Origin of the sequence: Mesorhizobium salmacidum (SeqCode) (genome assembly GCF_037179605.1) — a bacterium.
GTDB classification, from domain to species: Bacteria; Pseudomonadota; Alphaproteobacteria; order Rhizobiales; family Rhizobiaceae; genus Mesorhizobium; species Mesorhizobium salmacidum.
Map to the genome: position 1 here is coordinate 64,755 of NZ_JAPYKS010000011.1, position 20,204 is coordinate 84,958.

Here is a 20,204-nt window from a genome sequence, read left to right on the forward strand (position 1 = left end):
GCGACGCAGCCTCAGCCGTCAATTCAGTCGACGATCGCGATGGCAAAGCCGTCATAGCCCTTGGCGCCCACCGTCTGGATGGCGGTGCCGTCCAGCGGTCTGTCGCCGCCGATGAAGGAAAACGCCGCGCGTGCGCCTTCGACATTAGCGTCGCGACCATCCTCATCCAGCACGGCGCCGTCACGGATGACGTTGTCACAGATGATGACCGTTCCAGGGCGCGACAGCCGCAAGGCCCAGGACAGATAGTTCGGATTGTTCGGCTTGTCGGCATCGATGAAGATGAGATCGAACGGACCGGCGTTCTCGCCACCCAGTGCTGCAAGCGACTGGAGCGCCGGGCCGACGCGCAATTCCACGCGGTCCGCGACATCGGCCCGCTTGAAATTCGAACGCGCGACGCTGGCATGGTGCGGATCGAGTTCGAGCGTCACGACCTTGCCGTCGGCGGGCAATCCCCGCGCCATCCAGATGGTCGAATAGCCGCCCAGCGTGCCGATCTCGAGCACCTTTTTCGCGCCGCTGATGCGCACCAGCAGCGAGAGCAGCTTTCCTTGCGCCGCCGAGACGTCGATCGTCGGCAGGCCATTGTCGCGGTTGGCCGCCAGAACCGCGTCGAGAACGGGATCCGCCTCGAAGAGCGAGGAGACGATGTAGTTATCGACAGCCGTCCAGATCTTCGTGCTCAACTGTTTTCCTCCGATTATAGAAGTGCAAAAGCCGCCAGGTTGCCCCAACGGCTTCTGTTGCCTGAGATTTTTGCCGCCTCGCTTACTGCGCGGCGGTTGTCATGTCCGCCAGCATCGGCTCGGCGACTTCCACACCGGAGGCCTTGCGGCGCTCGTCGATGATGAGTTCGTCGCGCGAGGTGGCGATGCGCCGGATCTGGCTCATCGTGCCGCCGGTACCGGCCGGGATCAGCCGGCCGACGATGACGTTTTCCTTCAAGCCCTGCAGCATGTCGGTCTTGCCGGCAACCGCGGCTTCCGTCAGCACCCTGGTCGTCTCCTGGAAGGAGGCGGCCGAGATGAAGGACGGCGTCTGCAGCGATGCCTTGGTGATGCCGAGCAGCACCGGCTGGCCCTCGGCCGGCTTCTTGCCGTCCTCGACCAGACGCTCGTTGACCTCTTCCAGTTCGATCACGTCGACATGATCGCCCGGGATGTAGGTCGAGTCGCCCTGCACCGTGATCTCGACCTTCTGCAGCATCTGGCGAACGATCACCTCGATGTGCTTGTCGTTGATCGACACACCCTGCAGGCGGTAGACTTCCTGGATCTCGTTGACGAGGTAGGAAGCAAGTGCCTCCACGCCCTTGATCGCCAGGATGTCGTGCGGCGCCGGATTGCCGTCGAGGATGTAGTCGCCCTTCTCGATGACGTCGCCGTCCTGGAGATGGAACGGCTTGCCCTTCGGAATCAGGTACTCGACCGGCTCAAGCGTCGAGTCGTGCGGCTCGATGATGATGCGGCGCTTGTTCTTGTAGTCACGGCCGAAGCGGATCGTGCCATCGATCTCGGCGATGATGGCGTGATCCTTCGGACGACGTGCCTCGAACAGTTCGGCGACACGCGGCAGACCGCCGGTGATGTCCTTGGTCTTGGCACTTTCCATCGGGATACGCGCCAGGACGTCGCCGGGGCGAACCTGGGAACCCGGCTCGACCGAGAGAATGGCCTCGACCGAGAGCAGGAAGCGGGCATCGCCACCCTTCGACAGCTTGCCGACCTTGCCCTTGGAGTCCAGGATGGCAATCGCAGGCTTGAGGTCGTTGCCGCGCGGCGTCGACCGCCAGTCGATGACCTCACGCTTGGTGATGCCGGTCGACTCGTCGGCCGTTTCCTGAACGGAAATGCCGTCGACCAGATCCTCATACGACACCTTGCCCTCGATTTCAGTAAGGACAGGACGGGTATAGGGATCCCACTCGGCGATACGCTGACCGCGCTTCACCTTGTCGCCATCGTCCACGAAGATGCGTGAACCATAGGTGACACGGTGCGTCGCGCGCTCCTTGCCAGCTTCGTCGAGGATCAGCACCGCCATGTTGCGGCCCATGACCATCTGCTGGCCGTCCGAGTTGCGCACCACGTTGCGGTTGCGGATCTCGACCTTGCCCTCATAGGAGGCTTCAAGGAACGAGCTGTCCACCACCTGCGCGGTACCGCCCATGTGGAAGGTGCGCATGGTGAGCTGCGTGCCCGGCTCGCCGATCGACTGCGCCGCGATGACGCCGACGGCTTCGCCCTGGTTGACCGGGGTGCCGCGGGCCAGATCGCGTCCGTAGCAGACCGCGCAGACGCCGATCCTGACTTCACAGGTCAGGGCCGAGCGGATGCGGACCGACTGCACGCCGGCCTTTTCGATCTGCTCGACGTCACGCTCGTCCATGAGCGTTCCGGCCTTGACCAGAACCTCGCCCGACACCGGATGGGTGATATCGTCGAGCGATGTACGGCCCAGCACGCGCTGGCCGACCGAAGCGACAACCTGACCGGCATCGACGATCGGCTGCATGGTGAGGCCCTTGTCGGTGCCGCAATCCACGGAGTTGACGATGCAGTCCTGCGCCACGTCGACCAGACGACGGGTGAGGTAACCCGAGTTCGCCGTCTTCAAGGCGGTGTCGGCCAGACCCTTGCGGGCGCCGTGGGTCGAGTTGAAGTACTCGAGCACGGTCAGGCCTTCCTTGAAGTTCGAGATGATCGGCGTCTCGATGATTTCACCCGACGGCTTGGCCATCAGGCCGCGCATGCCGGCAAGCTGGCGCATCTGGGTGGGCGAGCCACGCGCCCCGGAGTGCGACATCATGTAGATCGAGTTCATCGGCTTCTGACGGCCATTGTCTTCGAACTCGACCGCCTTGATGCGGGCCATCATTTCGTCGGCGACCTTTTCCGAGCACTTGGCCCAGGCGTCGACGACCTTGTTGTACTTTTCGCCCTGCGTGATCAGGCCGTCATTGTACTGCTGCTCGTACTCCTTGGCCAAGGCCTCGGTGTCCGACACCAGCTTGATCTTGGTGTCCGGGATCAGCATGTCGTCCTTGCCGAACGAGATGCCGGCACGGCACGCATGAGCAAAGCCGAGCGCCATGATGCGATCGCAGAAAATGACCGTCTCCTTCTGACCGCAATGGCGGTAGACGGTGTCGATCATCTTGGAGATGTTCTTCTTGGTCATCTCCTGGTTGGCGGTCTCGTAAGGCACATTGACGTTCTTCGGCAAAAGCTCGCCGATGATCATGCGGCCAGGCGTGGTGTCATGGATCTTCGACACGACCTTGCCTTCTGCGTCGACCGTGCGGAAGCGGCCCTTGATCTTGGCGTGCAAGGTCACGGCCTTGGTCTCGAGCGCGTGCTGGAGTTCGCCCATATCGGCAAACACCATGCCCTCGCCCGGCTCGTTCTGGTTGACGATCGAGAGGTAGTAGAGACCCAGAACCATGTCCTGCGACGGCACGATGATCGGCGCGCCGGAGGCCGGGTGCAGGATGTTGTTGGTCGACATCATCAGCACGCGGGCTTCCAACTGCGCTTCAAGCGACAGCGGCACGTGAACGGCCATCTGGTCGCCGTCGAAGTCGGCGTTGAAGGCCGTGCAGACCAGCGGGTGAAGCTGGATCGCCTTGCCTTCGATCAGGATCGGCTCGAACGCCTGGATGCCGAGGCGGTGCAGCGTCGGCGCGCGGTTCAAGAGAACCGGATGCTCGCGGATGACCTCGTCGAGGATATCCCAGACTTCCGGACGCTCCTTCTCGACCAGCTTCTTCGCCTGCTTGACGGTCGAAGAGTAACCCTTGGCGTCGAGACGGGCGTAGATGAACGGCTTGAACAGTTCGAGCGCCATCTTCTTCGGGAGGCCGCACTGATGCAGCTTGAGCTCCGGACCGGTGACGATGACCGAACGGCCGGAATAGTCGACGCGCTTGCCGAGCAGGTTCTGACGGAACCGGCCCTGCTTGCCCTTGAGCATGTCGGACAGCGACTTCAGCGGACGCTTGTTGGCGCCGGTGATGACGCGGCCGCGACGGCCGTTGTCGAACAGCGCATCGACGGCTTCCTGCAGCATGCGCTTTTCATTGCGCACGATGATGCCCGGCGCCCGCAGCTCGATCAGCCGCTTCAGGCGGTTGTTGCGGTTGATGACGCGGCGATAGAGATCGTTCAGGTCGGAGGTCGCGAAGCGTCCACCATCCAGGGGAACCAGCGGGCGCAGGTCCGGCGGGATCACCGGAACGACCTTCATGATCATCCATTCCGGACGGTTGCCGGATTCCATGAAGTTCTCGACGACCTTGAGCCGCTTCAGATACTTCTTCTGCTTCAGCTCGGACGTGGTCGAAGCCAATTCCGAACGCAGGTCGCCGGCGATCTTCTCCAGATCCATGCCGGCCAGAAGATCATGAATGGCCTCGGCGCCGATCATGGCGGTGAACGAATCCTCGCCATACTCGTCGACGGCGATCATGTACTCTTCCTCGCTGAGCAGCTGGTGCTCCTTCAGCGCGGTGAGGCCAGGCTCGGTGACGATGTAGTTCTCGAAGTAGAGGACGCGCTCGATGTCCTTCAGCGTCATGTCGAGCAGCGTGCCGATGCGCGAGGGCAGCGACTTCAGGAACCAGATATGGGCGACGGGTGCCGCCAGCTCGATATGGCCCATGCGCTCGCGGCGAACGCGCGACAGCGTGACTTCGACGCCGCACTTCTCGCAGATGACGCCCTTGTACTTCATGCGCTTGTACTTGCCGCACAGGCATTCGTAGTCCTTGATCGGGCCAAAAATGCGCGCGCAGAACAGACCGTCACGCTCCGGCTTGAAGGTGCGGTAGTTGATGGTCTCCGGCTTCTTGATCTCGCCGAACGACCAGGACAGAATCTTCTCAGGGCTGGCAAGCGAAATCCGGATGGAATCGAACACCTGCGCAGGCGCCTGCGGATTGAAGAGATTCATGACCTCTTGGTTCATGCCGTTCTCCTTTTCGGGGTCCTCGAAAACCCCTTGCATCTAACGCGGGCCGAATGCCCGCTGAGTGGTCGGCCCACCGGCCGTCGAATTTCGTGGACGCGCCGCGGCATTCCGCGACGCGCCATAGCCGTTACTCGGCTGCGTCCGGCAGTCGAACCGGAGCTTCGTCGAGCTTGGTGTTCTCCAGCTCGACATTGAGGCCAAGCGACCGCATTTCCTTGACGAGCACGTTGAAGCTCTCGGGAATGCCTGCCTCGAACGTGTCGTCGCCACGCACGATCGCCTCGTAGACCTTGGTGCGGCCGGCGACGTCGTCCGACTTCACCGTCAGCATTTCCTGCAGAGTGTAGGCGGCGCCGTAGGCCTCCAGCGCCCAGACCTCCATTTCGCCGAAGCGCTGGCCACCGAACTGCGCCTTGCCGCCCAGCGGCTGCTGGGTGACGAGCGAGTACGGGCCGATCGAACGCGCGTGGATCTTGTCGTCCACCAGGTGGTGAAGCTTGAGCATGTAGATATAGCCCATCGTCACCTTGCGATCGAACGGCTCGCCGGTGCGGCCGTCATAGAGCTGCGACTGACCGCTGGTGTGCAGGCCCGCCTGCTCCAGCATGATGTTGATGTCAGCCTCATGCGCGCCGTCGAACACCGGGGTCGCGATGGAGACGCCGCGGCGCATTTGCTCGCTGAGGCGAACGATGCTCTCGTCGTCATACTCGCGGACCGGCTCGTTGCGGTCATTGGCCGGCATGAAGCTTTCCAACGTCTTGCGCAGCGGCTTGATATCGCCGGCAGCCTTATACGTGTCGATCAGCTCGCCGATCTTCCTGCCCATGCCGGCACAAGCCCAGCCCAGATGCGTTTCCAGGATCTGGCCGACATTCATGCGGCTCGGCACACCCAGCGGGTTGAGCACGATATCGGCATGCGTGCCGTCCTCGAGGAAAGGCATGTCCTCGACCGGAACGATGCGCGACACGACACCCTTGTTGCCGTGACGGCCGGCCATCTTGTCGCCGGGCTGCATCTTGCGCTTCACCGCCACGAAGACCTTGACCATCTTCATGACGCCTGGAGGCATTTCGTCGCCGCGCTGCACCTTCTCGACCTTGTCCATGAAGCGCTGCTCAAGCGCCTTCTTGGAATCGTCGTACTGGCCACGCAGGGCTTCCAGTTCGCTCTGGAGCTTTTCGTTCTCCACCGCGAACTGCCACCACTGCGAACGCGGATACTCGTCGAGCGTGTCCTTGGACAGCGTAGAGCCCTTCTTGAAGCCCTTCGGTCCAGCGATCGCTTCCTTGCCGACGAGAACGTCGGAAAGACGCGCATAGACGTTGCGATCCAGGATCGCCTGCTCGTCGTCACGGTCCTTGGCGAGGCGTTCGATCTCCTCGCGCTCGATCGCCATGGCGCGCTCGTCCTTCTCCACGCCGTGGCGGTTGAACACGCGCACCTCGACGACGGTGCCGAAAGTGCCCGGAGGCATGCGCATCGAAGTGTCGCGCACGTCGGAAGCCTTTTCACCGAAGATGGCGCGCAGAAGCTTCTCTTCCGGTGTCATCGGGCTTTCACCCTTCGGCGTGATCTTGCCGACCAGGATATCGCCAGGCTGAACTTCCGCACCGATGTAGACGATGCCGGCTTCGTCGAGGTTCTTCAGCGCTTCTTCCGAGACGTTGGGAATATCGCGCGTGATTTCCTCCGGACCGAGCTTGGTGTCGCGGGCCATGACCTCGAACTCCTCGATGTGGATCGAGGTGAAGACGTCGTCGGCCACGATACGCTCGGAGAGCAGGATCGAGTCCTCGTAGTTGTAGCCGTTCCACGGCATGAACGCGACCAGCACGTTGCGGCCGAGCGCCAGATCACCGAGCTCGGTCGACGGACCGTCGGCGATGATGTCGCCCTTGTTGACCCGGTCGCCCATACGCACCAGCGGACGCTGGTTGATGCAGGTGTTCTGGTTCGAACGCTGGAACTTCATCAGCCGGTAGATGTCGACGCCGGACTTGCCCGGGTCGAGATCCTCGGTGGCGCGGATAACGATACGCGTCGCGTCCACCTGGTCGACGATGCCGCCACGACGGGCGCCGATGGCGGCACCTGAGTCACGGGCGACGATCGGCTCCATGCCGGTGCCGACGAACGGCGCCTCGGCGCGCACCAGCGGCACGGCCTGACGCTGCATGTTCGAGCCCATCAGAGCGCGGTTGGCGTCGTCGTTCTCGAGGAACGGGATGAGCGCCGCGGCAACGGACACCATCTGCTTGGGCGACACGTCCATCAGGTCGACGTTTTCGCGCGGCGCCATCATCACTTCGCCGGCGCTGCGGCAAATGACGAACTCGTCGACGAAGCCGCCGTTCTTGTCGAGCTCGGCGTTGGCCTGCGCGACATGGTGCTTGGCCTCTTCCATCGCCGAGAGATAGACGACGTCATTGGTCAGCTTGCCGTCGACGATCTTGCGGTACGGGCTTTCGATGAAGCCGTACTTGTTGACGCGCGCGAAGGTCGCCAGCGAGTTGATCAGACCGATATTCGGGCCTTCCGGCGTCTCGATCGGGCAGATGCGGCCGTAATGCGTCGGGTGCACGTCGCGCACTTCGAAGCCGGCGCGCTCGCGGGTCAGGCCGCCCGGTCCAAGCGCCGACAGGCGGCGCTTGTGGGTGATCTCCGACAGCGGATTGGTCTGGTCCATGAACTGCGACAGCTGCGAGGAACCGAAGAACTCGCGCACGGCCGCCGCCGCCGGCTTGGCGTTGATCAGGTCCTGCGGCATGACCGTGTCGATCTCGATCGAGGACATGCGTTCCTTGATCGCGCGCTCCATGCGAAGCAGGCCGACGCGGTACTGGTTCTCCATCAGCTCGCCGACCGAACGCACGCGGCGGTTGCCGAGATTGTCGATGTCGTCGATCTCGCCCTTGCCGTCACGCAGTTCGACCAGCGTCCTGACCACGGCCAGGATGTCGTCCTTGCGCAGCACGCGCACAGTGTCCTCGGCCTTGAGCTCGAGACGCATGTTCATCTTGACACGGCCGACGGCAGACAGGTCGTAGCGCTCGCTGTCGAAGAACAGCGAGTTGAACATGGCTTCGGCGGTCTCGAGCGTCGGCGGCTCGCCCGGGCGCATGACACGGTAGATGTCGAACAGTGCGTCCTGGCGGCTCTCGTTCTTGTCGACGGCGAGCGTGTTGCGGATATAGGCGCCGACATTGACATGGTCGATGTCGAGGACCTGGATCTCCTGCTCTCCGGTGCCGAGCAGCACCTTGAGCGTCTTGTCGTCGATCTCGTCGCCGGCCTCGAGGAAAATCTCGCCGGTGGCGTAGTTGACGATGTCCTCGGCAAGGTAGTTGCCGAGCAGATCCTCGTCGGTCGCCTTGATCGCCTTGAGACCCTTCTCGCCGAGCTGACGTGCCTGGCGGGCGGTGATCTTCTTGCCCGCCTCGACGACGATCTCGCCGGTGTCGGCGTCGACCAGGTCGCCGACGGCCTTGAGGCCGCGGAAACGCTCGACGTTGAACGGAATGCGCCAATGGTCGCCGGCGCGCTTATAGGTGATCTTGTTATAGAACGTCGACAGGATCTCCTCGCCGTCCATGCCGAGCGCCATCAGCAGCGACGTCACGGGGATCTTGCGGCGGCGGTCGATGCGGGCGTGCACGACGTCCTTGGAATCGAACTCGATGTCGAGCCACGAGCCACGGTAGGGGATGACGCGGGCGGCAAACAGTAGCTTGCCCGACGAGTGCGACTTGCCCTTGTCATGGTCGAAGAAGACGCCCGGCGAGCGGTGCATCTGCGAGACGATGACGCGCTCGGTGCCGTTGACGATGAAGGTGCCGTTGAGCGTCATGAGCGGCATGTCGCCCATGTAGACATCCTGCTCCTTGATGTCCTTGATCGACTTGGCACCGGTATCCTCGTCGATATCGAACACGATCAGGCGCAGCGTCACCTTCAGCGGCGCGGCATAGGTCAGATCGCGCTGACGGCATTCGTCAACGTCGAATTTCGGTCCTTCGAACTCGTACTTCACGAACTCCAGCATGGAGGAGCCGGAAAAATCAGAGATCGGGAAGACCGACTTGAAAACAGCCTGCAGCCCTTCGTCGGGACGTCCGCCCTTGGGCTCGTCCACCATCAGGAACTGGTCATAGGACGCCTTCTGAACCTCGATGAGGTTCGGCATCTCCGCAACTTCCGGGATCTTTCCGAAGAATTTGCGTACGCGTCTGCGGCCATTGAAAGTCTGGGTCTGGGCCATCGTCGCTCCTTAGCTCTAAACTCGGGACGAACCTCGCCGCGGTTCGTCTTGCATACTGAGCCACCTGGCCGGCGGCTCTCTGTCTGTTCTCCGGCCGCCTTTCCAATTGCTTGGCGGCTACCGGCTAAAACGGGAGAAAACCCGTTTCCTGAAGGCCGGTTTCGGCCCTCAGGAAAGAGGTTTTCGTACATCTCGCGTCACGCAGCCTCCCCTGGTCACCCAAGGGAGTGGCGGACGGCGCGAGGCCGCCCGCCGCTTGATACGCTTACTTCAGCTCGACCTTGGCGCCGGCTGCTTCCAGCTGGGCCTTGAACTTGTCGGCGTCGGCCTTGGAAACGGCTTCCTTGACCGGCTTCGGAGCCGCTTCGACCAGGTCCTTGGCTTCCTTGAGGCCAAGACCGGTGATGGCGCGGACTTCCTTGATGACGTTGATCTTCTGAGCGCCGGCGTCGGTGAGGACGACGTCGAATTCCGTCTTTTCCTCGACGGGAGCAGCGGCAGCGGCAGCACCGCCGGCAGCGGCAACCGCGACCGGAGCAGCAGCCGAAACACCCCACTTTTCTTCCAGAAGCTTCGACAGCTCAGCCGCCTCGAGGACGGTCAGCTTCGAAAGGTCGTCTACGATCTTTGCGAGATCAGCCATTGTTGTATTCCTTCGTTAGGTTCGAACGTGTGTTTTTGATAGCGAGGAACGGCCTCATGCCGCCTCGTCCTTCCGGGCGTAAGCGCCGATGACGCGCGCGACCGAGGCCGCTGGCGCATTGACGATCTGGGCGATCCGGGTTGCCGGCGTGGCGATCATGCCAACCAGCCTGGCGCGCAGCTCATCGAGCGACGGAAGTGTGGCGAGTGCCTTCACACCGTCGGCGTTGAGCGAGGTGGTGCCCATTGCGCCGCCGAGAATGACGAGCTTGTCATTCCCCTTGGCGAAATCGGACGCGACCTTCGGCGCCGCAATCGGATCCTCCGAATAGGCGATCAGCGTCTGTCCCTTGAACAGGTCGATGATCGATGCGGAGTCCGTGCCCTGAAGAGCGATTTTGGCGAGACGGTTCTTCGCGACTTTAACGGTGCCACCGGCGGCGCGCATTTTCGACCGAAGGTCGTTCATTTGCGCGACGGTGATACCGGCATAGTGGGCCACGACGACTGAACCTGCGCCCGAAAACGCATCATTCAGGCCCGTGACGAGTTCGCGTTTTTCCGCTCTGTCCACTGCCTATCTCCAGTTGACCCCAGTCCCGTTAATGGGAACATTCCCATTTTCGAGGACAGGCGTCGGGTTGCCTTTTGCCGGCCGGGCCATCCAGTAACGGATCTCCCGAACGACGCTCGAGGATCCTGCCCCCTTTCGCCACATCGACGGCCAAGCCGGCGATGCGCAGACAAAAGGCAAACACGGTTCGAACCTTCCATTGGAGCTTGTTGCTCCGTTGTCCGGTTTTCACCCGTCTCATGCAGGCCCACATGAATTAAGGCCCTCCTCTTGAATCAAGGTTCGGGCCGCCCGCAATCTCGGACAGGATGTCCGGAAGCCTTCCGGCTTCCGGTACCGGGCCCAGGATCAATCCAAGGCCCGGAATTCAGTCACGGACCGGCCTTCGAGAGGCCGATCCAAATGGTCCAATCAGGACGCGGCGAGCGTCGAGACGTCGAGCTTGAGGCCCGGGCCCATCGTCGAGGTGACAGACACCTTCTTGACGTAGTTGCCCTTGGCGCCTGTCGGCTTTGCCTTGGTCACCGCATCGGCGAAGGCACGGATGTTCTCTTCCAGCGCCTTGACGTCGAACGAGACCTTGCCGACGCCGGCATGAACGATGCCGGCCTTTTCGACGCGGAACTCGACAGCGCCGCCCTTCGATGCCTTGACGGCCGCGGCGACGTCGGTGGTGACGGTGCCGACCTTCGGGTTCGGCATCATGCCGCGCGGGCCGAGCACCTTACCGAGACGGCCGACGAGCGGCATCATGTCCGGCGTGGCGATGCAGCGATCGAAATCGATCGTGCCCTTCTGGACGATGTCGACCAGATCCTCGGCACCGACGATGTCAGCACCGGCGGCCTTGGCCTCTTCAGCCTTGTCGCCACGGGCGAACACGGCAACACGGACCGAGCGGCCGGTGCCGTTCGGCAGGTTGACCACGCCGCGGACCATCTGGTCCGCGTGACGCGGGTCGACGCCGAGGTTCATGGCGACTTCGACGGTCTCGTCGAACTTGACCGAGGAGCGATCCTTGAGCAACTTCAGCGCATCACCGAGCGCGTAAGCCTTGTTGGGATCGATGCCTTCACGGGTCTTCGATACACGCTTTGCAATCTTTGCCATGATCTTAGCCCACCACTTCCAGACCCATCGAGCGGGCCGAGCCCTCGACCATACGCATGGCCGCTTCGACGTCGTTCGCGTTCAGATCCTTCATCTTGGCGGTCGCGATTTCGCGAACCTTGTCGCGCGAAACGGTGCCAGCCTTGACCTTGCCCGGCTCCTTCGAGCCTGACTTCAGGTTCGCGGCCTTCTTCAGGAAGTAGCTCACCGGCGGCGTCTTCATGACGAAGGTGAACGACTTGTCCTGGTAATAGGTGATGACGACCGGAACCGGCGATCCCTTTTCCATTTCCTGGGTCTGCGCGTTGAACGCCTTGCAGAACTCCATGATGTTGATGCCGCGCTGACCAAGCGCCGGGCCGATCGGGGGCGACGGCGTAGCCGATCCCGCGGAGACCTGGAGCTTGAGCTGGCCTGCAATTTTCTTAGCCATCTCTTTTCCTGCCTTTGTCTATGCCGGCCCCACGATCTGGGAAACACCGGCGGTTGCAGTCTGGTGGTGCGGTTCTTGCGGCCGGCTAAAGCCGCCTTCGCCTCCCACCGTTCTCAAGGCCGCGCGTTGCCGCACCGCCTCCCCTGATCGCCAGACCGGCATCAGGGATTTCGGATCAGCCCTTTTCGACCTGCCCGAATTCCAGATCGACAGGCACGGCGCGCCCGAAGATCGAAACTTCCACCTTGAGCCGCGCCCGCTCCTCGTCCACTTCCTGGACGAAACCGTTGAACGACGCGAAGGGACCATCCGAAACGCGGATCGCCTCGCCGATCTCGAAGGTGACCGAGGGCTTCGGCCGCTCGACGCCTTCCTGCACCTGGTTCAGGATGCGCTGCGCTTCCGCCTCGGTGATCGGCACCGGCTTGGAGTCGCCGAGGAAACCGGTGACCTTCGGCGTGTTCTTGACCAGCGAGAATACGGCGTCGGTCAAATTAGCCTTCAAGAGCACGTAGCCCGGGAAGAACTTGCGCTCGGCGTCGACCTTACGGCCGCGACGAACCTCGACGACCTTCTCGGTCGGCACCACGATCTGCTCGATATCGGCGGACAGACCCTTCTGCTTGGCCTTGTTCTCGATGTCCTCGGCGACCTTCTTCTCGAAGTTCGAATAGGCGTGGACGATGTACCAGCGCGTAGCCATTTTTACGACTTCTCCTAATCGCCGGACTTAGCGTCCAATGCCCAGAATCTGCTCGACCGCGAGGCCCATGAGCTGATCGGCGGTGAAGAAGAAGATCATCGCGATCACAGCGAAGGCCAGGACCATGATCGTCGAGATCATCGTCTCGCGGCGCGACGGCCAAGTCACCTTGGCTGTCTCCGCGCGCACCTGCTGGAGAAAGACGAAAGGATTTGTGGTTTTCGAAGCCATATGCCGCCTGTCTTCAAGACCCGTTGGCCGGGTCCCCTGGATGATCCCGCTGGCCGGGACGTGCCGCCTGAGCCCAATCTCGCGCCGAATCAGCGCAATCATTTCGCCCATGCAAATCAGACGCGTAAAGCCGGCTTCCCAGCTTCACGCGTCGCGTGTCTGTTTCGTCTACATAAAACCGATTCTTGATCCACGCAAGTGGCAAGTGTCCGCTTTATGACCAAACGCCGCCTCGGAACCATCCAGTCGTTCCGTTCCGGCTATGGCACCTTTATGCCCCAATGAGCCTAATATGGCAAGCGGGTCACCGATTTTCAAAGGCCGCCCCCAAAAATCGTTGTGATGCCATCTCTAGAAATGGCACGGGCAGCAGGGCTCGAACCTACGACCTGCGGTTTTGGAGACCGCCGCTCTACCAACTGAGCTATGCCCGTACACGTGCGCCTCGGCGCAGGCGCTTCCTAAAAGCTTCCGCACGCTCTGTAAAGAGCGGTTTGCAAGCAAACATGCCTAACCCTGCGCCAGAAATCGGGATAGTCGGCAACTCAGCCAGAAACCGCCCCGCCTACCCCCGCGGCACAAGATGTTCGAAGCCCGGTCCATCCCACTCGGGCCGGCGCACGACCTTAGCATCTGCGGCACCGGTCATCCACCTCCCCGGCAACCGGAAGCTATTTTTCGTCCGGCACCCGGTACGGCCCGCCGGGCACGCCCCAGCCCCAGGCCGGCATCGGTTCGGTCTCGGGATCGCAGGTCTCGCCGAGATTGGAATTCATCTTGGCCAGCCGCGATCCCCATTCGATGTAGCCCATGAAGGCAGAACGGAATTCGGGATCGTCCGGCAAACCAACCTCATCCGCTGCGTCGGCGAGAAGATTGATCCAGCGGCGGCGCTGCTCCTCGGTCAAATGCTTGCCCAGATGATGCATGACCATTTCCCGATGGCCGCCAAAGTTTTGGCTGTAGGCTTTCGGTCCGCCGAAGACCTCGCCGATGAAGGCGGCGACATGGGCGGGGTGATCCGGCGACATATGTTTGAACACCGGGCCAACGACCGGGTCTTGTGCCACCTTGTCATAGAAGGTTTGCGTCAGCCGGTTCAGCGCCTCGGCGCCGCCGGCCCATTCGTAGAGTGTCGGAACGTCCTGGCTCATTCTTGATCCTTCGCCGGCCCCGCGGCCGCGACGATAGCGGAAATCGGATATGGCTCAACCTGCCTCGATGGGCAGTTTCGACGTCGCCGTGCTCTACAGCCTGGCAGGTGCGTCGGCCTGTGCGTTGGCGGCTGGCAGGCCCCGGCAATTGTCGGGCTTGGCAACGGTCTTGCAAATCGTGGAGCCGGTCAACGCGTCGACCGATTGCGGTCCCGTTGTCAGTCCAACCCTGCGCATCATGTCCGGGTCAAGTTGCTCCTCGGCCGAGCGTCGCACGACCGCGGCGAACAGAGCGGGACCGATCGCCATCTCGTCGAAATACGCCTTGATCACCAGCTTCTGTCCCATCGGATAGAGGCTGAGCCGCGCCCGGGGGCCGACAAGCCGTCTGGCGCCGCCGGCAACCACGAGCGCACAGGCAGAATCGCACTCCGCCCCCGCATCGATGCTCAATCCGGCATAGGCTCCTTCGGTGGCAAGGCAATTCCACACGCCGGGGTCGCAGTCGACGAAATCTGTCCGGGCAACGGCTATGTCGAGCTTTCTTTCATGGATAAGTCGTCCCATTGCGAGAGCGCTGGACAGATCGCCTCCGCGTGAACTGATGACGATAGGCAGCCGCCAATTGCCAAGCGTGGCCAGCAACTGCCGCAGCTTCTGAGGCGTCTGGCCGGTGATCGGACCTTCCGCCGATATCCATTCCGGACAATCGGGGTTGCACAGCGGATTGCTGCCGCGAACCACGACAAAGCGCATGTCCCCGCCGGCCTTCGCGGCGTCCGGTTGAACCGGTACGGCAGTCATGGGCTTGAGGGCGGCCGATGGCGTCGTCTTGTTTGCAGGTCCAGCTATTTCCCGGCAGTTCGTGGCCGGCTGGCCAAGCCCGCAGAGGCTTGCCGTGGTCAACAGATCCACTGCGTCCCGGCTGGTGACCAGCTTCATCGTCAACATGGCGTCGAGCGGAATCTGACGAATCTCGCTGGCCGGCGTAGCCTTCATGATTTCCAGCACGCCGTCGCCTATCCCCATTTCCCTCAGGTACGCCGAAAGCGTCTTCTCGACGGCCCTGCTCATCTCGTAGGTTTTGTAGCTGCCTGCGTTTTTACGGCTGACCACCTTGGTGCTGATGATCTTCTTCTCGCCGTTCACGATCCGGTACGTGGTCCGGTAGAGCAGTTTCTCCCGGTGATATGTGGTGGTGATCTGGTGGACGCCGAGATAGCCGAAATCTCCGATCACGCGGCGGACACCGCCGGAAAACATCAGCGGACAGGCCGAATTGCACATGGCTCCGTCGTCATGGACTATCCCGAAATAGTCGGCGCTCTTGCCCTTGTTGTCCTTGCAGTTCTCAATTTCGGGCTGGCAACCGGAAAAAACCGTCACGCCGACGGCGACATCGAGCTTGTTCTTGCGGATCATCCGGCCAAGTGCCAGCGCCGCATCGACATTACCGCCGGGCGAATTGACGACCACCGGCAATTGCCTTCCCTTGAGCGCCTTGAGCGTGCGCTTGAGGAGCGCCGGCGTGCCGGCGGCGATGGTGCCGTCCGCCGATATCCACTCAGGACAGTTGGGTTCGCATCCCGGAGCGTTGCTGCGCACGACGACGAAGCGCATGGACGGGATGTCGGGAGGCCCATCCTCCGCTCGCGCTGTCAGAACAGGCAGCAGCATAACGACGACGAGGCAAACCAGTGCCCACAACCGCCATGCCTTCCCATCAAAACAGCGCCTTGGAACCACTGTTGGCAAAGCTCCCTCAGTGCAACCTATACTAGTTGCAGCCATGGCGCTTGCAACAGGTTTGAACCAACCCTGGCAATACTTGCGCTGCCAAGCGCAAGTAAACGAAAAAGGGCGGCCCGAAGACCGCCCTTTTCTTGTCGATCCGGCAGAGCCGGTCTCGATTATTCCTTGATGGTGACGACGATGCCGGCACCGACGGTGCGGCCGCCTTCACGGATGGCGAAGCGCAGCTTTTCTTCCATGGCGATCGGCACGATCAGCTCGACATCGACCGTGATGTTGTCGCCGGGCATCACCATCTCGGTGCCTTCCGGCAGCGACACGATGCCGGTCACGTCGGTCGTGCGGAAGTAGAACTGCGGACGGTAGTTGGTGAAGAACGGCGTGTGACGGCCACCTTCGTCCTTGGTCAGGATGTAGGCTTCGGCCACGAACTTCTTGTGCGGCTTCACCGTGCCGGGCTTGGCCAGAACCTGGCCGCGCTCGACACCTTCACGGTCGACGCCGCGCAGCAGCGCGCCGATGTTGTCGCCGGCCTGGCCCTGATCGAGCAGCTTGCGGAACATCTCGACGCCTGTGCAGGTCGTCTTGGTCGTCGGACGGATGCCGATGATTTCCAGCTCCTCGCCGACCTTGACCACGCCGCGCTCGACGCGGCCGGTCACCACCGTGCCACGGCCCGAGATCGAGAACACGTCCTCGATCGGCATCAGGAACGGCTTGTCGAGCGGACGAACCGGCGTCGGGATGTAGGCGTCGACCTGAGCCATCAGCTCGCGGATCGCGTCCTCGCCGATCGTCTTGTTCGAATCCTCAAGCGCTGCCAGCGCCGAACCCTTGACGATCGGAATGTCGTCGCCGGGGAATTCGTTCTTCGACAAAAGCTCGCGAACCTCGAGCTCGACCAGTTCGAGCAGCTCGGCGTCGTCGACCTGGTCGACCTTGTTCAGGAACACCACGATCGACGGCACGCCGACCTGACGGGCAAGCAGGATGTGCTCGCGGGTCTGCGGCATCGGGCCGTCGGCGGCCGACACGACCAGGATCGCGCCGTCCATCTGCGCGGCACCGGTGATCATGTTCTTCACATAGTCGGCGTGGCCGGGGCAGTCGACATGCGCGTAGTGGCGGTTGGCCGTCTCGTATTCGACGTGAGCCGTCGAGATCGTGATGCCGCGCGCCTTCTCTTCCGGCGCCGCGTCGATCTGGTCATAGCGCTTGTATTCGCCAAAATACTTGGTGATCGCAGCCGTCAGCGACGTCTTGCCATGGTCGACGTGACCAATCGTGCCGATGTTCACATGAGGCTTAGTGCGCTCGAATTTACCTTTTGCCATAGTCTCTTTCCTTGGACGGCCTGGACCTTCAGTTCAGTCGAATGCGGGGCGATTAGCGAGAAAGGCCAAAAAACACAAGCGTCTTTTGCCCGGGCGCCATCTCACTCGGCCAGAACCCATGATCCGATTGCGGGATATGGCGCTGATATAGGGTCCCGCCGTTGAAAAGGGAATGGGCGAAGGTCGGACGGAACAATCGGAGGATTCCGCAGGCCTGCGTATCTGTCGCTGTCGGATCTGCCGGCGGCCCATGGCCCATTGCGGCGGCGATCCGGGTCTGATTTCCTGCGCCGATGCATTTCATCCCGACTGCCATTCGCGGCCCGCTGTTCATGATCGTCTCGACCGGGTCATATCTGGTCAACGACACGATGATGAAGCTCGCCACTACGGGCTTGCCGTCCTACGAAGTGCTGTTCCTGCGTGGTGCCGCGGCAACGCTGTGGGGCCTTCCGCTGCTGTTTGCGCTCGGCTACGGCAAGCAGATCCCCCTGATCTTCGACAAGCGCGTGCTGCGCAGGAACCTGCTCGAACTGGCGGCGATCCTCTGTTACGTCGTCGCGCTCGCCAACATGCAGATCGCCGATTCCACCGCGCTGGGGCAGATCACGCCGCTGCTGATGCTGGTCGGATCCTCGATCCTGTTTGGCGAGCGCATCGGCGGCCAGCGCATGGCGCTGATCGGGCTGGGCTTCATCGGCGCGCTGATGGTGGCGCAACCGACCATGCAAGGCATTTCGGTCTACGCCTTGCTGGCCCTCGGCAACGCGACATTCGCCGCCGCCCGCGATCTGGCCGGCCGCAAGATCACCGCCGAAGTGCCAGGAATGATCGTGGCGATCTCGGCGGTCGTCGTGGTCCTGATCGGCGCCGGCGCCGCGCATCTGGTGTCCGAGCGCTGGGTAGCGCCGGAGGCGCACCACCTGCTGCTGATGGCGGGAGCCGGTTTCTTCCTGATCTTCGGCCACTTCTTCATCTTCATGGCCTATCGCGTCGGGCCGACCGGAGCGGTAGCGCCTTTCTACTACTGCTTCACGGTCTGGGCCGTCATTTCGGGCCTGCTGGTGTTCGGGCAATTCCCCAATGCACTGGCGGTCTGCGGCATCCTGCTGGTCGTCTGCAGTGGGTTGACCATCGTGTCGCTGGACCAGCGCAAGCGTAGGCTAGCCGTGGTCGCCTGATCCGCGGCGGCGCACCGGCATTGTAGGTTCCAACACCGTGAGTGCAGACAGCACCGACGGCGAACTATCGCAATTCAGGATTCGGCAGAGCTGGCAATCTGCCGATTACGTCTAAATGGTTCGTTTGCCCGCGAACTGATGGTAGGCCCACAACACCACGACGGCGCCCACGACCGCGACGATCAGGCTGTAGATGTTGAGGCCGGTGACGCCCGAAGCACCGAAGGCACTGAAGATCAGCCCCCCGACGATGGCACCGACAATGCCGAGCACGATATCCATGATCATGCCCTGACCGGTCTTGTTGACGATCTTGCTGCCGATGAAGCCGGCGATGACGCCGAGAATGATCCAGCTGATGATACCCATTTTTTCCTCTCCATTCCTCCGCCAACCGGACATTTTCATATGAATGTCAAAACCACAAGCCAGGTTGAAATTCCGCCCGATTGCGTCATTGTTGAAGATGGGCCGGGTTGAAGATGGGCCGGGCTTGGCCAGATGGAGGATCCACTATGGGACTTTTTGACAACGCCGTTCCCGGCGGCAACATCACCAAACCGCTGATGATCGCGCTCGGTGCCCTGCTGGTCGGAAAGATGCTGAGCGGCAGAAGTGCCGAACAGCCGGAGCAGCCTCAAGCTCCCGCGCCGGCCGATCCCACACCCGTCGGAACCGCGTCCGGTGACGGCGGCCTGCTCGGCGGACTGGGCGGCCTGCTCGACAAGCTCAAGAACGCCGGCCATGGCAATGTCGCCGACTCCTGGGTCGGCACAGGGCAGAACCAGTCGATCAACGCCAATGAGCTGGGCAACGCGATCGGACCGCAGGTCATTCGCGAGATCGCCCAACGGACAGGGCTCGACGAGCAGGAACTGCTCAAGCAACTATCCGCGGCCCTGCCCGGCATCGTCGACAAGCTGACGCCGAACGGCCAGATGCCGCAACAGCACCAGGTCGCGTCAGCGTTCAACAGCTAGCGCGGCGCACACCGATGCCTGAAGCGCTGCGCGCTTGCCGCGCAGTGTTTCGGCTTGCCGACGGTGTCGCTGGAAACCTGGAGCGGGTAGCGGGAATCGAACCCGCACCAAGAGCTTGGAAGGCTCATGTGATACCATTTCACCATACCCGCGCACGCATGCCCTAGCTATTCGACAAGGTTCCGAAGGTCAAGGAGCCTCTCGCGACCCAGCCGAAATTGCAGGCCAGGCACCAGGCTTTGGCAGCAGCAACGGATACCGGAGCCGGTAAATAGTCCAGATTTTTCAATAGAGAACAGGACCCGATCCGACACCGGTATCGAGGCTGCGGCCACGGAACACCAAATGCCAGACGTCCACGTTCATCTGGTCAGGGGGAATGGGCGCGCCAAGGCGGAGGCGGGCGCCGCCCTCTATCGCTACAATGTGGCCAAAACCGGCGTTGACGACCGCGTGCCGATCGGCGCCGTATTGCGCGACAGCTCGGGAAACATCCTTGGCGGCCTGTGGGGCAGGACCGAACTCGGTTTGCTGTTCCTCGACATGTTCTTCGTGCCTGAAAGCATTCGAGGCAGATCACATGGCAGCCGCCTGCTTGCTGCCGTGGAAGCGGAAGCGAGGAAGCGCGGCTGCCAACGTGCGGTGGTCGAGACCAGCAGCTTCCAGGCACCCGGCTTCTATGTTCGTCACGGCTACGAGGAATTTGGCAGAGTTGAGTTCGGCCTTCAGGGCACTGCCCGCATCTTCCTGCGCAAAACCCTCTGATGCTCGCGCAAGAGGCCGCGATACCTGTGATCGGCAGGCATGCGCGCGACGAGGGTCACCCTGAACAGCCGCATGATCTTTGCGGATGCGATAGCGCGTCAGCCACCCCC

General features: G+C 62.2%; 16 protein-coding genes and 2 tRNA genes. 3 read left to right on the top strand and 15 right to left on the bottom strand.

Going from position 1 to position 20,204, the window contains the following annotated elements:
• Positions 1-23: 23 nt before the first annotated feature.
• The 13 genes from O7A60_RS16460 to tuf all read right to left on the bottom strand — a co-directional run bounded on the left by O7A60_RS16460 (position 24) and on the right by tuf (position 17,168).
• The gene (locus tag O7A60_RS16460; protein WP_337107165.1) at positions 24-689 is read right to left on the bottom strand and encodes an O-methyltransferase; all 666 of its coding nucleotides are present in this window, start codon (positions 687-689) and stop codon (positions 24-26) included.
• 82 nt (positions 690-771) lie between these two features.
• A complete protein-coding gene (gene rpoC, locus O7A60_RS16465; protein ID WP_027146628.1) occupies positions 772-4,968 on the bottom strand; it encodes a DNA-directed RNA polymerase subunit beta' in 4,197 nt (1,398 codons plus the stop codon).
• Between the two features lie 130 nt (positions 4,969-5,098).
• A complete protein-coding gene (gene rpoB / locus O7A60_RS16470) occupies positions 5,099-9,235 on the bottom strand; it encodes a DNA-directed RNA polymerase subunit beta (protein WP_027146629.1) in 4,137 nt (1,378 codons plus the stop codon).
• Between the two features lie 265 nt (positions 9,236-9,500).
• Entirely contained in the window at positions 9,501-9,878 is a 378-nt protein-coding gene (gene rplL / locus O7A60_RS16475; protein ID WP_027146630.1) for a 50S ribosomal protein L7/L12, read from the bottom strand.
• A gap of 54 nt (positions 9,879-9,932) precedes the next feature.
• A complete protein-coding gene (gene rplJ, locus O7A60_RS16480) occupies positions 9,933-10,451 on the bottom strand; it encodes a 50S ribosomal protein L10 (RefSeq protein WP_027146631.1) in 519 nt (172 codons plus the stop codon).
• Between the two features lie 411 nt (positions 10,452-10,862).
• Entirely contained in the window at positions 10,863-11,561 is a 699-nt protein-coding gene (gene rplA / locus O7A60_RS16485; protein ID WP_027146632.1) for a 50S ribosomal protein L1, read from the bottom strand.
• 4 nt (positions 11,562-11,565) lie between these two features.
• A complete protein-coding gene (gene rplK / locus O7A60_RS16490) occupies positions 11,566-11,994 on the bottom strand; it encodes a 50S ribosomal protein L11 (RefSeq protein ID WP_010909262.1) in 429 nt (142 codons plus the stop codon).
• A 175-nt stretch (positions 11,995-12,169) separates the two neighbouring features.
• Entirely contained in the window at positions 12,170-12,697 is a 528-nt protein-coding gene (gene nusG / locus O7A60_RS16495) for a transcription termination/antitermination protein NusG (RefSeq protein WP_015317996.1), read from the bottom strand.
• 27 nt (positions 12,698-12,724) lie between these two features.
• Positions 12,725-12,928, bottom strand: a complete 204-nt coding sequence (secE, locus tag O7A60_RS16500; RefSeq protein WP_027146633.1) for a preprotein translocase subunit SecE — start codon at positions 12,926-12,928, stop codon at positions 12,725-12,727.
• Positions 12,929-13,286: 358 nt separating this feature from the next.
• Positions 13,287-13,362 (bottom strand) — tRNA-Trp (locus O7A60_RS16505).
• A gap of 237 nt (positions 13,363-13,599) precedes the next feature.
• Positions 13,600-14,082 carry a group II truncated hemoglobin gene (locus O7A60_RS16510; RefSeq protein WP_337107166.1) on the bottom strand — a complete coding sequence of 161 codons (483 nt, stop codon included), beginning with the start codon at positions 14,080-14,082 and terminating at the stop codon, positions 13,600-13,602.
• Between the two features lie 93 nt (positions 14,083-14,175).
• A complete protein-coding gene (locus O7A60_RS16515; protein WP_337107167.1) occupies positions 14,176-15,828 on the bottom strand; it encodes a COG3904 family protein in 1,653 nt (550 codons plus the stop codon).
• A 164-nt stretch (positions 15,829-15,992) separates the two neighbouring features.
• The gene (gene tuf, locus O7A60_RS16520) at positions 15,993-17,168 is read right to left on the bottom strand and encodes an elongation factor Tu (RefSeq protein ID WP_013895701.1); all 1,176 of its coding nucleotides are present in this window, start codon (positions 17,166-17,168) and stop codon (positions 15,993-15,995) included.
• 293 nt (positions 17,169-17,461) lie between these two features.
• On the opposite strand from tuf, the gene O7A60_RS16525 reads away from it, so the two are divergent.
• Positions 17,462-18,349, top strand: a complete 888-nt coding sequence (locus tag O7A60_RS16525) for a DMT family transporter (protein WP_337107168.1) — start codon at positions 17,462-17,464, stop codon at positions 18,347-18,349.
• Positions 18,350-18,460: 111 nt separating this feature from the next.
• Here the strand turns inward: O7A60_RS16525 and O7A60_RS16530 are convergent, their stop codons facing one another.
• A complete protein-coding gene (locus O7A60_RS16530) occupies positions 18,461-18,718 on the bottom strand; it encodes a GlsB/YeaQ/YmgE family stress response membrane protein (protein ID WP_015318000.1) in 258 nt (85 codons plus the stop codon).
• Positions 18,719-18,864: 146 nt separating this feature from the next.
• Here O7A60_RS16530 and O7A60_RS16535 point away from each other — a divergent pair, with 146 nt between their 5' ends.
• A complete protein-coding gene (locus tag O7A60_RS16535; RefSeq protein ID WP_027146890.1) occupies positions 18,865-19,329 on the top strand; it encodes a YidB family protein in 465 nt (154 codons plus the stop codon).
• 78 nt (positions 19,330-19,407) lie between these two features.
• On the opposite strand, the gene O7A60_RS16540 is transcribed toward O7A60_RS16535, so the two are convergent.
• Positions 19,408-19,481, bottom strand: a tRNA-Gly gene (locus tag O7A60_RS16540).
• A gap of 193 nt (positions 19,482-19,674) precedes the next feature.
• Here O7A60_RS16540 and O7A60_RS16545 point away from each other — a divergent pair.
• Complete coding sequence (locus tag O7A60_RS16545; RefSeq protein ID WP_337107169.1) at positions 19,675-20,094, top strand: GNAT family N-acetyltransferase; 420 nt, start codon at positions 19,675-19,677, stop codon at positions 20,092-20,094.
• The last annotated feature ends 110 nt before the right edge of the window (positions 20,095-20,204 follow it).

Excerpts from the sequence above, each read along its gene's own strand:
- rpoC (WP_027146628.1), bottom strand. The coding sequence starts at position 4,968 with ATGAACCAAGAGGTCATGAATCTCTTCAATCCGCAGGCGCCTGCGCAG.
- rpoB (WP_027146629.1), bottom strand. The coding sequence starts at position 9,235 with ATGGCCCAGACCCAGACTTTCAATGGCCGCAGACGCGTACGCAAATTC.
- rplL (WP_027146630.1), bottom strand. The coding sequence starts at position 9,878 with ATGGCTGATCTCGCAAAGATCGTAGACGACCTTTCGAAGCTGACCGTC.
- rplA (WP_027146632.1), bottom strand. The coding sequence starts at position 11,561 with ATGGCAAAGATTGCAAAGCGTGTATCGAAGACCCGTGAAGGCATCGAT.
- rplK (WP_010909262.1), bottom strand. The coding sequence starts at position 11,994 with ATGGCTAAGAAAATTGCAGGCCAGCTCAAGCTCCAGGTCTCCGCGGGA.
- nusG (WP_015317996.1), bottom strand. The coding sequence starts at position 12,697 with ATGGCTACGCGCTGGTACATCGTCCACGCCTATTCGAACTTCGAGAAG.
- secE (WP_027146633.1), bottom strand. The coding sequence starts at position 12,928 with ATGGCTTCGAAAACCACAAATCCTTTCGTCTTTCTCCAGCAGGTGCGC.
- O7A60_RS16510 (WP_337107166.1), bottom strand. The coding sequence starts at position 14,082 with ATGAGCCAGGACGTTCCGACACTCTACGAATGGGCCGGCGGCGCCGAG.
- tuf (WP_013895701.1), bottom strand. The coding sequence starts at position 17,168 with ATGGCAAAAGGTAAATTCGAGCGCACTAAGCCTCATGTGAACATCGGC.
- O7A60_RS16525 (WP_337107168.1), top strand. The coding sequence starts at position 17,462 with ATGCATTTCATCCCGACTGCCATTCGCGGCCCGCTGTTCATGATCGTC.
- O7A60_RS16530 (WP_015318000.1), bottom strand. The coding sequence starts at position 18,718 with ATGGGTATCATCAGCTGGATCATTCTCGGCGTCATCGCCGGCTTCATC.
- O7A60_RS16535 (WP_027146890.1), top strand. The coding sequence starts at position 18,865 with ATGGGACTTTTTGACAACGCCGTTCCCGGCGGCAACATCACCAAACCG.
- O7A60_RS16545 (WP_337107169.1), top strand. The coding sequence starts at position 19,675 with ATGCCAGACGTCCACGTTCATCTGGTCAGGGGGAATGGGCGCGCCAAG.